Origin of the sequence: Aureibacter tunicatorum (assembly GCF_036492635.1) — a bacterium.
Taxonomy (GTDB): domain Bacteria; phylum Bacteroidota; class Bacteroidia; order Cytophagales; family Cyclobacteriaceae; genus Aureibacter; species Aureibacter tunicatorum.
Window position 1 is genome coordinate 122,998 of record NZ_AP025306.1, and the last position, 14,736, is coordinate 137,733.

Sequence of the window (14,736 nt, forward strand, 5' to 3'; positions counted from 1 at the left end):
TAATTTTCAGAATATGATGAAATCAAATACTCTTATTTTTGTCTTTGCGCTTTTCTTAATATGCTCTTGCTCTGATGATAATCAGAGTGAATTGATAGATAAGCCGGCAGGGTTCCAATTGACAAATTGGGATATTAGCCATGAGGAAGCCCAGTTTAAAGCAAGTTTGCAGAAATATGGTGAAGGATTGAATATATATGCTATGTATGGAGAGAAGGGAAATCCTAGTCAAAAGACGAAGTTGTTTTTAGATGACAATGGGGATGTGAACTTTACCTTTTCAGGCTTGCAAACTGGAAAGGATTATGAAGTAAGCTTTTTAGTGTCGAATGACGCAGGCACATTGGCTCCGAAAAAAATAGAATTTTCCACAAGACAAGTTTATGTAGATCCTGAATATGGCAATACAGGAAAAGGCACAAGTTGGAGATTCCCACTGAGCAATATGCAACAAGCGGTGGATTTGGCGCATAGATTAAGCAAAAAGCATGGCGTTGAATTTTCAATCTGGTGCAAGAAAGGATTATATAATTTAGCAGATGAAACAATAGTTTTATATGATTCCACTCAAATTTATGGAGGTTTTGCGGGGGATGAGATGGATGTTGATCAAAGGGATTATAATGTCAATATCTCACTGGCAACAGGTAGAAAGAAAAATGCAACTTTATTTTTGGGATTGGATGATATCCAAAATTTTGTTTTAATAGATGGCTTTAATTTTACTAGCTCATATGTAGGGGATGTAAGCCCTTCTGTGGATGGGGAAATGGAGGAAATGATTGGTGGAGCTGTCCGATTTGAGGGAGTGAAAGGTGATTTAATTGTAAGAAATTGCAATTTTTTTGATAACCAAAACGACTTGCAAAGCTCTGGATTGGTTGTGGTTGCAGAAGATGAAATTTTATTTCCTATCACAAATGTATATATAGAAAATTGCCAGTTTATGGAAAATACTGGGTCCAGAGCAGCTTTGTCCATTTACTTTGCTGATAATGTTGTTTTTGACAAAGTTAGATTTTACAATAATAAAGGTATCGATGAAGGTGGAGCGGCGTTGTTGGCGGGTGTTCAAACGTTCTATGTTGATGAGGGTGTTTTCGTTTCAAATAAAACTGAATATAGCAATGGTTCATGTTTGTATTTGGAAGATGTGGTTAAAGTTGACATAGAGAAAACCGAATTTGTTAATAACATTACCGGGGTTCAAAAGCTTAAAAATGAGTCTATTGGAGGTCTTCTTTTTCAGGAGAATGGGACTTTGTCAATTACTAGCTCAAAGTTCGTTAGAAATGATGCGTACAAGCATTCCCCTAGTTTGTTGAAATTGCAGAATGTGAGTTTCTCTGATAGGGGAGGAAATTGTTTAGGAAAAGGAGATGAGGCGAATTCTGAACCTTATTCAAATCATAATAGATTATTTGAGAAATTTAAGTATTGTGAATAGAATTAATTAATATAATGTTGAAGCACTCAAGGTGATTGAGTGCTTTTTATTTTTTATGCTCAGAGTATTAAGTAATCATGAAAGATTATTTTAATGGAAACTTTTCAAATGACAAACGAAGATTAGCAGGAAAGAAAGGAATATCAAAAATAGCAAGACCGGTGACTATTCAATGTATGATGCCTTCTTGTGATTTACGCTATTATTATTATAGAGATTTAGAATTGTCAGAAAGAGTGTCAGGAGATAAAGATCTTGAAAAGTTGGTGTATCTTCTTGATTCATACCATAAAATCAAACCTCTGGATTATAAGACTGTGTATCAACGTTTTGGGCTTCTGTCAAAAATGTTTGAATCTTTAGCAAGTTGGTTTTCAAGAATTGTAGCCGTTTATTCCGATGATGGAAATATTGTGTTTCACGGTGGCGCTAAAGTTATGTATCGTTTGATGGCTGAAGTACAGGAAGAGCATGGTGAAATGGTGGACTATGTGATGTCTAATAATTTGCCCATTTGGATTAAAGAGTCTGCAAAATTGAATGAACCTTGGAATAGAAGAAACCTTAAAGGTTTGCCTAAGGAGGTGAATGAACTATGGGAGAAGTTGCTTAGTCAAAAAAGCAAGTTTGAGGTATTGGTTAATTCCAAAGAAAAAGTTTGGATGCCTAATGAAAGACATGGTAGACAAGAGTTATTGGGTGCTATTGATAAAGGCACTAAAGAAGTTGAATATACTCTGCCTGACGAGGAAGAAACTAAAAAGAAGCTTTTGAGACCTTCGATAACAAAATATAATCCCAAGTTATGTGATGATGTGAAAACTAAAAAAAGTGTTCAATGGTCTGAAGAGGTTTTGGATCTGACTGATTCAAGGTTCGATTATTCAACAAGAGTGGCACCCCCGGATGATATTCTTACATCAAACTCTGGAATAATGAAAGGTGAATTTGCTAAATCAATGACTCCTCAAGAATGGCATAAGGAGAAAAGGTACCATAAGAAACTCTCGAAGCCCAGTTCATGTCGACCGCACTTATATGGCCCCGATATTATGACCGGAAGGGTTGCTTCTGCAAATAAATCCGTTATATCTGGTTTAGGAGAAATGAACTGGTTTCCGAATTTTGCTTTTAACATGTACAGAGAGATGGCAAGATTGATGAATTTCGAAGAAGGACGATTCCTTATACGCGAACTATTAGGTGATCAATTGTCTGATACGTTTGGTAAAGCTGTGGTAGTTCCAGTTGCAGGGACATTGTATGATCATCCTAATTATTTTGTGAATGTGCCGGAAGAATTAACAATTAAAGAAACAGTTTTAGAAAAAAAGATAGAAAAGGGTTTTGTTGATTTAAGCTTGCATATGCCTGAGGCTCCTAAGGACATAGAAATGTATCTTCCATCACGGAAACTTTTGGATACAGAATTATCAGCATTAGGAAATGATTGGAAAAGAATGCGTATGCAGGATGGCGAAGTTCATGAAAGAGGTCGTTTTATCCCAGTTCCAAGCTTTATACATTTGGCAACTCTATTATACATAATGAACTTAGGACGGTTGGGGGTGTATGATAGAGCATCTGAAATGAGTATGGCTATAGACTTTACAAATAGGTTGCGCAAACAGGCTGGACTAGAAGAAACAAGACGAACACATTTACAAACACACTTGATTACTTGGGTTGAAACGGCTCATGATGTGATCGGAAAAGAAAATTATTTTAAAATTAGATTGTTTTAAAAAATGAAAACCCCAGTGAAAAATGAGTTAAAAATTTCAGGGGTTTTCTGTTTTAGGGGGATCTTGATTTTCCAATACATACACTTACTAAATAAAAGGTAACCCTATAATATGGGAGTTTTTTTATTTTTTTCGATGAATGTAATTATGCGAAGAAAATCACTGCCTAACTTTTATTTATGAACACTTCAAAGATATTCTTTATGAATGAAAAATGGAAACCCGTATTTGTTGGTTAGTCTAGTTTTTTCAAGAATTCATTCGAAAATTCATCTAATTCACCAATAGTATATGTTTTTGCAACATGAATACCACTATTTTTAAAATTAAATGATGAATTTTGTGGTACTATGCTAATATTGAATGAAATTTGCATAAAAGTGTAATTGGAAACTGATTTTGAGTTCAGTGTGCTTTCAATGGGCATGAATTATAAAAGTGAGAAAATAAATTATTATATCTAAAAACAATTATATGGCTGAAAACTACATGAAAAAACTTAAGGCTTTTTGGGCTTTTAGGTGGAGTAGCATATGGAGCAAAGCATTGCTTCTGTTCGGATTTATATTATATATAAATTCGTTAGCTATAGCTCAAAACCGTAATGGGGCCGTTGATTTGGCTTCATCGGGAGAAGGAGCATGGATGCGTATTAATGACGAGGACTCAAGTAAGCCTATGGGAATCGAAAGTTCTGCATTTACTGTTGAGATGTGGGTAAAACTACAATCCAATAATAGTAATGATATGTGTTTCTTTGATTTCAGAACTAAGGACAATCGCTTAGCTTTTGTTTATAAAAATAATACTTCTTTTAGAGTTGAAACACGTGGTAAAGTAGGTAATACTCACTGGAGCCCTAGTGGGATTTCTTCATCAACTGTTTTTTTAAACAACTGGGTTCATGTAGCCTTTGTCTATAATGGAGGATCGTTAGTTCAAATATATATTAATGGTAGCAGAAAATATAGTAAGAACTTTACTAAAGATGGGAATAATATTACAGCATTATACCCAAAACCAAACGATCACTCTGGCGATGGACATTGTTATATAGGAGCTACTTCACCAGATGGTACTAAAGGTAAGTTTTATGTTTCGGAAGTAAGAGTATGGAAGACAAATTTGAGCTCTTCAACGATTAGCAAATACTATGATGAAGAAGTGAATAAATCCCACCCTAATTGGGGAAGCCTTGTAAGGTATTATCATGGCACAAAGGAAAATATTGTTGATAACAAGCCTTATATCGACGATGTGATGAATAAGTATGATGCAAGGGTAAATCATGATACGCATACACGTGTGAAAGATTTATATCCGCCGATCAAACCGCCTGCATTCAACAATAATACTTTTGACTTGAATTTTACAGCTAATGATTGTCAGACGAGTGATATTGATGTGGATTGGGTAAGTATACATGGTAATACTTATGGATATGAAACGGGGAATGATGTAAAGTACTCGATTAGCAGAAGTAAAGGCAATCACGGAACTGAAATAGATCGAGGGACTTCTAGCAATTATAGAGACACAGATGTGTCCCCAGGAGACAAGATCAGGTACAAGTTACGTACATATTGGTATGTGAATGGAGTTAAGAAATACTCAGATGACGCGATTTATTCTGATTATGGAACAATTAAAGAACAATATTCTGCTCCAACGAATTTATCCGCTACTACTGAAAAGTGCGATAAAAGCATAGATATTTCGTGGTCGGCAACTGACAATCCTCCTAAATGGACAGTTCAAAGGTCTAACAATAGCTCATTTTCAAGTGGCAATCATACCGCTACATCAAATTTAGGTGGTACAAACAGATCCTTTTCTCACGGTAATCAGGCTTTAGAACAAAATCGTTATTATCGTGTAAAGGCAAGTGGTACAGATGGAAATGGTTGTACAGTAAGCGGAGCATGGTCTTCAGGCGTAAGAGGTTATACCTCTACACAGCCTAAGTCTCCGACTAATTTCACTTTAAGTGAAGATATTGCCAATGAGCGTATTAATCTTTCATGGAGCAATCCTTCTTCTAGCCTTTCTGATAGTTGGGTATTGAAGAAAAGCAAATCCGATGGCTCAGATGAAGTGACCATTGATTTGCCATTGGGTACAAGGTCTTATCAAGATGATGATATCGAAACTTGTGAATCTTATAGATACTCAATTGCCTCAGTTAATGAATGCGCGGTTGAAGGAGTTTATTCGCCAATAGATAAAACAGGAAACGTGTCTATCGATCTTTCGAATAAGATCACTAAGGTTGAAGCTTCCAAAGGTTATCATCCAAATAGTGTGAGGCTTCAGTGGGAAGTTGATGGATCGTTGGGAGATATTGATAGATTTAGAATTTTCAGATCAGATGCGGAGAAAATCAATTATCAATTGATAAAAGTAGTTGATAATGACCTCATATTCGATGACGAGACAGCATTGGGCGGTAAATTTTATAATTATAAAGTCGCTGGTGAAGTAGCTTGTGAAAATAACACGATTTATACGAATGAGCCTGTGGATTTAGGCTTTATGATTCCTTATGGAGTTGCTAATGGACATGTGGAGTATGAAGGCGGTAATGCTGTAGAAGGCGTAACGATAAATTTTGAGCAGGAAAATGCTTCTTCCGGCAAAAGTTTGGAATTTGACGGAGGAACGAGAAGTTACGTCGACCCCAAGAAGAGAATTATTGATATGGGTAAAGCTGACTTTACTTTGGAAGCTTGGATAAAGACAACTTCCAAAGGAGTCGGCTTATTCGCAAATGCTGATAATGATAACCGATGGGAATCAGGAGAAAAGTCGTTTTATCTTGATGGAAATGGAAAACCTACTTATGTAGGACATGGATGTAATTTTATACGCTCGACTATTTCAGTAAATGATGGTCAATGGCACCATGTGGCGCTATCTTATGATTACCTGGGAGGACCTAATCCATCATATGCAATTTATGTCGATGGTGAAAATGTGACTGCTGGCAATAGCAATTTCACTCCGAATAGAAATGAGAATCCATTTATGATGTTAAAGATTGGTCGCAATAATAACAACGAGTCTAAAAACCATTTTGATGGAAATATGGATGAGATTCGTGTGTGGGATATTGCAAGATCAGAAGAAGAAATTAAGGCCGATTTTAAAAGGTTTTTGAGTGGGGGAGAGGATAATTTGCTTGTATATTATCGAGCTAATGAAGGTGTTGGCACAAATGTATATGATGCTTCGAATGAAAATACAGTGTTTAATAAGAACGATGGAGTTTTTGTAGGAGACATTACTTTTAGTGATGAAATTCCTGAAACTTCAAAGATTGGTATTACTGGCGTTACGGATGAGTTTGGCGATTATACTATCGATTATATTCCTTATTCTTCAGGAGGTGAAATATTCAGAGTAACACCATCGCTTGGACAGCATGCTTTTGAACCATCTTCGCGTTCGGTTTATGTAGGAGATGGAGCCCAAACTCACAATGGACTTGATTTTACAGATATTTCCTCATTCTTAGTACAAGGTAAAGTCACTTATAAGAATAGTGAAGTGCCTGTGGAAGGAGTACAAATCATGATCGACGGTGTTCAGGCAGTAGGAGTGGATAATAAGCCTGTTCGCTCTGATGAGAATGGAAATTATGCTATTGATGTGCCAATTGGTTATCATTATTTATCTGTTGAGAAAGATGGTCACGTATTTTCCGAAGGATTCTTCCCTCCAAAAAATGAATTTGGAGATATTGAATTGCATGAATTTACCGAAGATTTAACAGTTAATTTTACGGATAGCACTAAGGTAACGGTCGCTGGTCGTATCATCGGTGGTAGCAGAGAAGGTGATAAGGAAATAGGCTTTGGCAAATCAATAAATAATATCGGTATCGCGGATTTGACATTGAAGCTTCAAAAAGAAGGGTATGACTTGGATGTTACGGATGATGCTTTGTATGGTATTGTTAGTTTGCAAACTGATGCTAGAACAGGAGAATACCAACTTGAGTTGATACCTGAGCAATGGATTGTTCAAAAAGCAGGTAATAATGATTACTTCTTGGATCCAGTTGACCTTCCAGTTGTGGATTTGAGACATTCTGTCACTGAGTTAATAGCATTGGATAGTGCGGAAGTAGAGGGAGCTGAAACTGTTACTTTTGATGTGGATACTTTCTATTATCATCATAAATTAAATTATGTGATTCAAGAAAGACCTGACTTAAAAGTATTGGCGAAGAATGATAAGGAATTTAAAGGCGATTCAATTATTGTATTTAATAATCAAGAGACAGGTCTGGAAGATACCTTATTCATCACAGAGCCGAATCCATTTCCTTATCCTATATTCCAAATGCCTAAGACTTATGAGGCGAATATTTACCTGTTGCAAGTGTATAGAAATCCATTGCATCCTGATGGGCCGGTGGTAGATGAGGTTCCAGTTGAAGGAGCTGAGATAACTGTAACAGACAATATTGGTCTTGTGGTTGAGGATAATACTGGAAAAACAGATGCTGATGGTAAATTTACCTATGAGTTTAAAGCTGGTTTGCCAAGCTTGGTGAGAAATGGTGATGAATCGTATACTAAAACGTTTGAAGTAGATGCGAAAGTTGGAAATATAGGAGTGAAGTGGAGAGAAGACGATCCTTTTAGAGCTTATGTGCTAGGAGCAAAACCTTTGGAAGGAACAGATTTTGTGTCTTATGGACCGGAAGTAGTTGAAATGGTCTTGAGAGATCCTCCAGGAAGCAATAGTTATGCGTTTATAGAAAAGGGCTCAACATATACCAAGAAAGAAACTTGGCAAATGAATCTGGATTCGAATACCGGTCTTGATCAGACTTGGAACAATGGTATGTATATTGGTGCTGGAGGAGGATTGGCAGGACCAATTATTGAAAGCGAGTATCAGTTGGATTCGGAGATCGGATTAGAGATTCAAAGAGGATTTGATTACGAAGGAAAATATTCTGAACAATGGACATTTACCGAGAGAATCGAAACAAGTTCTGACCCTGAGGATGTTGGTTCTGATGCGGACGTTTATATTGGTAAAGCTTACAATGCTTTCATTACCAAGACTAAAGGCCTTAAATTGATCCCGAGACAATATTGTATCGATTTCGGTCTTGAGTATATGGATATACCAGGCAGTGATGTTGTGATTGGTATTATTGATGGATTTGCTGTGGATGACGGAAGTACTGCTACTTATTTTGCATATTCTCAAAAACACATAGTTGAGGAATTATTGCCTGAGTTGTTTGTGTTGAGGGATGAATTGTTCAAAGGTGATAATTATACTTCCAATTTGCCTTATGGCCATAGATATTATGGATTGAATAATGATGACAATAGTTTAGTTCAGTTTAAATTGGATTCTATTGGTCAGAATTCGGCATTGGATACGGCTAATATATCTTATACATTTCATGGAGCTGAAGGCGAAACAGATTCAGTTGATTTTGTCAATGAGCAAATCACGCAATGGATGAACGCAATCGCTACGAATGAAGCTGAGAAAGCAGAAGCAGAAGTAGTGAAAAACTTGTCTATTGATGGTTCTGGCGGAAGAATTTCTGAAGAAATAGAGGAAGTATATGAGTCTGAATATAATTGGACTAGCGCCAGAAGGATGAAATTTAAATGGAATGCTGCTTTTGGTGTTAAAATGAATGGCAAAGGCTATACAATGAATAACATCTTTGATGTCGGCTTAAACTTTGGAAGAGGAGAAGAAACAAAGATTAATCATAGTGTGAAATTTGGTTATGTGATCGATGAGAGAGATGAAGGTGATTATTACAGCATTGATATCAAACACACAAAAGGTATTTCAATTCTTAATAGAAATAAGTTCTCGGATTATATACCTTCCAAAGGCAACTTCATTGAGGATCAATTGATAAGAGCTGGTATTGCGGGAGGTGTTTTTGCTCCTAAAATCATAGCTTCAAAACTAGCGTATAAGTATACATCTAAATCAAATTCTTTTATAGCAACAGCAGGTTTTGTGGTAGATGTGGCGATTTTCATGTATGAGACAGGGGATGTGATTTATAATGCTATGAACACATATGATAAGCAAGGGAATATTAGAGAGGATTATGATATTACCGGCTTTAGAATATCCAGTCCAATATTTTCTGTAAGAGGTGGACAGTCTAAATGTCCATATGAAGGAGAGGAAATTTCTAGTTTCTATTTTGATGATAATGATGAAGGTGTTCAGCTTCATACAGCTACTTTAGCAAGAGAAAATCCAAAATTGGATGTTGAGCCGACGATAAGAGCGAATGTGCCTGAAGATCAACAAGCAGTGTTTGAGCTTAAGCTTCAAAATGAAAGCGAGTCGGATACTGACATATGGTATGATATTTCAATCGATGAAAGCACAAACCCTGACGGAGCGATTATTTTGATCGATGGTTTAACAGCGGAGCGTTCTTTCCTAGTGCCTGCTTGGGAGACAATATCTAAGACTTTGACGATTCAGAAAGGAGCTTCTGGTGTTATGGAGTATGACAGTATTGGTATCATTCTTCATTCACAATGTCAGTTCAATCCGATGGATAGCCAACAAGATATTGCGGACACTATATTTGTGTCAGCGCACTTCTTGCCGGAGTGTTCGGATGTGAACTTGGCTAATTTTGAAGAGAATTGGATCATTAATTATGAAGATAATAATCAGGCGACTGTTAAACTGGATAGCTACGATTTGAATCACTCAACGTTGGAGAAAATTGATTTCCAATACAAGCCATTAAGCGGAGATCCAATAACTGTAAAAGCTTATTTCTTGGATCAGAATTCTGTGGCTTATCAAGAATTTAATGGACCTAAGGATGTCTTAGATGAGGCTTCAGAGTCATTCTTCTGGGATATTACAGATTTAACGGATAGAGAGTATCAAGTAAGGGCAAGATCTTTCTGCGCTGATGGTTCTGTTACTACAACTCCTTGGGTAAAAGGAACAATTGATAGAAGCACGCCTAAACCATTTGGAAAGCCTGAACCAACAGATGGCATCTTAGAATCTTCCGAGGATTTGGCTATTACATTCAATGAGTCAATATTGACAAGCTTGGTAAGAGACAACAATATTACATTGAGAGGTATTTTAAATGGAGCAGATGTAAATCATAGTACGAGTCTTTCTTTGGACGGTATTGGCGATTATGCGGATATTCCATCAATTTCTTTAAATAATAAGTCATTCACGATTGAGTTTTGGATGCAAAGAGAAGTTGGTGAAAACGGTGTGATTTTCTCGAAAGGGTCTGGAGAGGATAAGTTAGAATTTGCTTTTGATGGAAATAGTGTGAAAGCGACTTTAGGTTCGGATGTATTTGACATTGATCCAAGTTCAGCTTATACTGCCACATATCCGGAGCATGCTTGGCATCATTGGGCATTTGTTTACAATACTGAAAGCGGTCAATTCTTGGCATATGTTGATGATAAAAAAGTAGCTGACGAGACAGGGTTGTCATTTAACTCCGTGAATATCGAAAGCGCTTCTATTGGCAAAAGCGCGACTTCTACCGGAATGAATATTAAAGCTAAAGTTCATGAATTTAGAATCTGGGAAGAAGCGTTGACATTGAATCAAGTATACTCTAGAATGGATGCTACTTTGTCGGGCAATGAAATCGGTCTTTATGGTTACTGGCCGTTTGATGAAGGTTTAGGAACACTAGCTGAAGATAAATCATCTGGTAGAAATGCGATTGTTAGCTCAGGTTGGTCATTAGAGCCGGGTGGAGTTGCCTTTGAATTTGATGGCACTAGTCAATATTTGACTGCCAACGGAACGAATATTTCAATTGGCGATGAGACTGATATGACGATTGAATTTTGGTTCAAAGCGGAAACACCTTCTTCGGATATGACGTTCTTGTCGACTGGTTGGGGTGAAAATGCATCTGATGAAGTTTCTAATCCACTTTACAGTATGGCGATTACAGCTAATTCTCAAGGAAATATTGTTGTGAATACAAATGGCAATGCTTGGAATGCTGTTACAAATGACTATTTCGATGATAAGTGGCACCACTTTGCATTGATTGTTGACAGAAGAGCAAATGCTAAAGCTTATATTGACGGACAATTGCAAAATCAAATCGATGCTTCTGAAGTTGGCGGATTAGCTGGAGCGGAATTTTGGATTGGAGCAAGAGGCCGACGCGCTGAGGTGAATGGAGGTCTTTCAATTGAAGTAGATCAGTATTATGCAGGTATGCTTGATGAAGTTAGAGTTTGGAATACGTTAAGAACTTCTGAGCATATGGATTTGTACAGAAATGTGAAATTAAGCGGTCAAGAAGTTGGTCTTCAGCTTTACTATCCATTTGAAACATATAATAATGTACAAGGAGCGATTATTATGAATGAGTCATTAACTGACCAACTTGATTCTGATATTTATGAAAATGGAAAATCAGCAATTGCTAATTCCGGTGAAACTTATTCAGAATTTGGTCCAGCGATCAAGGATATCAGACCTGTTCAGGATATACCATTCGATTTTGTTGTAAGCGATAATAAGATTATCATCACTCCAATCGTTGATGCGTATCGTATTGAAGGTCAGATATTGGAAGTAAGTGTGAAAGACATTCAAGACCTTAATGGAAATAGAATGCAGTCGCCGGCAGTTTGGACAGCTTATGTGCAACAAAATCAAGTGAAATGGCAAGAGTCTGAGGTGACTGTTTCAATAGAAGTTGGAGAAGAACATGAGTTCACAGTTGGTATTGTAAATGCTGGAGGAATAGCATATGATTATAATCTTGATAATATTCCGAATTGGCTTTATACATCTGACGCCTCAGGAGTTGTTTCGCCAAATAGTGTGAAAGAGGTTACTTTCAAAGTTGTGGATGGATTGAATACAGGGTTTTATGAGCAAGGTATCAACTTGTCTACTGTGCTTGGGTTTGATGAAAAGTTGAATGTAAGCGTGAGGGTTTCTGAAGATTCTCCTGAATGGGAAGTTGATCCGAGCAATTACCAATATACTATGAATGTATTTGGCCAGCTGATCATTGGAGGAGTTGTGTCCACGGATGAAGGCGACAAGGTAGGTGCTTTTGTGGATGATGTTTGTAGAGGAGTTGCTAATGTTAAGTTTATTCCTGAATTGGATGCTTATGAAGTATTCTTGAATATTTATAGTAATGAAGCTTTGAATCCAGAAGATATAGATTTGAGGATTTGGGATGCAAGCAAAGGTAATGTTCATGAAAACGTAACTCCGGATCTACAGTTTGTCCCTAACAAGATTATCGGAACTGCATTAAACCCAATTGATATTATCGCTAGTGATGATATTACAAACATTGTTTCATTGAGAAAGGGATGGAATTGGATTTCGTTTAATCTTTATAATCAGTATTTGTCTAAAGTAGATTCAATCATTGGAACAATAGGTGAAGATGGTGATATCATCAAAGGGCAAGACGGCTACGATTTGTATACTGAAGGAATCGGATGGATGGGATCATTGACAGCGGGAGATGGTTTGGAGATTGAAGAAATGTACAAATTACAAATTCAAAAAGATGTTGAATTGAAATTAATAGGTACACCTGCATCAGTGAGAGAATATCCAATAAATGTTGTTACTGGATGGAATTATATCGGCTTTGTCCCTCAAATGAAAATGTCGGTAAGAGAAGCTTTGGCTACTTTGAACCCAACTGATGGAGACTTGATCAAAGGGCATCATTCATTTGCGATGTATACAACGACTTTAGGCTGGATTGGTAATTTGAAAACTTTAGAGCCAAATGTTGGATATATGTTATTCTCAACCAAATCAGGGACGATTAACTATCCTCAGAACTCGACTTTAAGTTTGGCTAGACAACAAACTGAAGAAGATAGTCCAGTCGTAGTAAATGCGTCTCAATATGCGGATAACATGTCAATGATCGCAAGCATTGAAAATGCCGAGGATTTTGATCTAACAGGAGAAGAAATTCTTGTAGCATATGTAGGTGAGGAAGCAAGAGGATCGTCGAATGCTGTGGAATTAAATGATGAAAATATCTACTTGCTACCAATATTAGGAAATGGAGAAGCTTCAGAACTTAAGTTCAAGTTGATTGATCCATTGACTGGAGAAGAGTATGAGATTATTGAATCGGTGGATTATGCTACAGATCAGATTCTTGGTTCATTGGAAGCTAAGTATCCTTTGAATATAGCTTCGAGAATAACAGGTATTGGCGAGGTTCAAAAATCAGTTATAAGTCCAAATCCATTTGATGAAAGAATTATCATCAAAATGCCTACAGCTGTAAATTCTGAAATTGAAGTGCATCTATTCAGCACAGTTGGTCAGAGAGTGTTTGATGGAGCGTTGCAAACTAATGGTAGAGGAGAGGCAATTCTTAACCTTGATGCTTCGGCTGTTGGTCTTGTTCCAGAAGGAGCTTATGTGATTGTTGTAACACATGGAGAAGTTACTGAGGAACATTTATTGATTAAAAAGTAATTCATTGCGACAGCAACAATTACGTTGCTGTCGCTAAATATTAATCTATGAGAAAATTATTTACGATCATTTGTCTGATGATACAATTTCAGGCTTTTTCTCAAATCCCGGATTGGACGGTTAATCCAGCGGATTATTCTGAAGATATGGTGATGACAGGAGTCGTAAGTATCTTTGGCGAGGAGATTAGAGGCGAAGATCATATTTTGGGAGCATTTGTAGAAGATGAATGCAGAGGTGTCGCAAAGCCAATATATATTGAGAGTTTTGATCGCTACTACATGTTTTTGCAAGTAAGAAGCAATGAGGTGAAAGATGAGATTGTGACTTTTAAATTTTATGATGCTATTAAAGAGTTGCAATATAGTTTGGTAAATGTCGATACATTTTTGGTGGGTAAAGTTCAAGGAAATTTTAATGATCCTTATATCTTCACTAATGTTGACTCCACCGATACTTTATCTGTATTCAGAACTTATGAATTTTTGGACGTTGATGAAGACTCAATTCATATTGATACTGTCAATAGGGAAATTTTCATTAAAGTACCGGGTGATGCCGAAATGTCAAGCTTGATTGCAAACTTTACTTTTGATGACGACTCTTATAGTGCTTATATTGGTAATGAGCTTCAATTAACAGGAGTTACAGCCAATAATTTTAAAGACACAGTACAATATGTAGTGGTGAATAAATATGGTTTTGAAACGCTTTGGAAAGTAATGGTGAAACCGTTGGTTTTGTTGCAGTCAGTTGAAAAAGTATCGGAAATTAGCATATATCCGAACCCTGCAACTGATTACATAAGTATTGATGGAGTTCAAAACTATAACCATTGCACAGCTATTATTTTTGATACTAGAGGTTCTGTGATTGAAAGCAAAAATCTTCGGGATAACATGCTAGATGTTGATGGATTGAAGGAAGGGGCTTACGTGTTAGTTATTTTGGATGGGACGAAGAAAGTTTTTGAGAGTAAATTCTTAATTAAACGATAATCAAGATAAGTTTGGACAAATAACCGTTTACGCTAAATATACACAA

General features: G+C 36.7%; 4 protein-coding genes. All 4 read left to right on the forward strand.

The genetic code is table 11. The features are described 5' to 3' along the window. Window positions 1-13 precede the first annotated feature (13 nt). Complete coding sequence (locus AABK36_RS20610) at window positions 14-1,447, forward strand: right-handed parallel beta-helix repeat-containing protein (protein ID WP_309940555.1); 1,434 nt, start codon at window positions 14-16, stop codon at window positions 1,445-1,447. Window positions 1,448-1,524: 77 nt separating this feature from the next. Then, window positions 1,525-3,192, forward strand: a complete 1,668-nt coding sequence (locus tag AABK36_RS20615; protein ID WP_309940554.1) for a hypothetical protein — start codon at window positions 1,525-1,527, stop codon at window positions 3,190-3,192. A 474-nt stretch (window positions 3,193-3,666) separates the two neighbouring features. Next, window positions 3,667-13,692: a LamG-like jellyroll fold domain-containing protein gene (locus tag AABK36_RS20620; protein WP_309940553.1), complete on the forward strand. Its 10,026-nt coding sequence runs from the start codon at window positions 3,667-3,669 to the stop codon at window positions 13,690-13,692. Between the two features lie 47 nt (window positions 13,693-13,739). After that, window positions 13,740-14,690: a T9SS type A sorting domain-containing protein gene (locus AABK36_RS20625; RefSeq protein WP_309940552.1), complete on the forward strand. Its 951-nt coding sequence runs from the start codon at window positions 13,740-13,742 to the stop codon at window positions 14,688-14,690. The last annotated feature ends 46 nt before the right edge of the window (window positions 14,691-14,736 follow it).

Excerpts from the sequence above, each read along its gene's own strand:
- AABK36_RS20625 (WP_309940552.1), top strand. The coding sequence starts at position 13,740 with ATGAGAAAATTATTTACGATCATTTGTCTGATGATACAATTTCAGGCT.
- AABK36_RS20610 (WP_309940555.1), top strand. The coding sequence starts at position 14 with ATGATGAAATCAAATACTCTTATTTTTGTCTTTGCGCTTTTCTTAATA.
- AABK36_RS20620 (WP_309940553.1), top strand. The coding sequence starts at position 3,667 with ATGGCTGAAAACTACATGAAAAAACTTAAGGCTTTTTGGGCTTTTAGG.
- AABK36_RS20615 (WP_309940554.1), top strand. The coding sequence starts at position 1,525 with ATGAAAGATTATTTTAATGGAAACTTTTCAAATGACAAACGAAGATTA.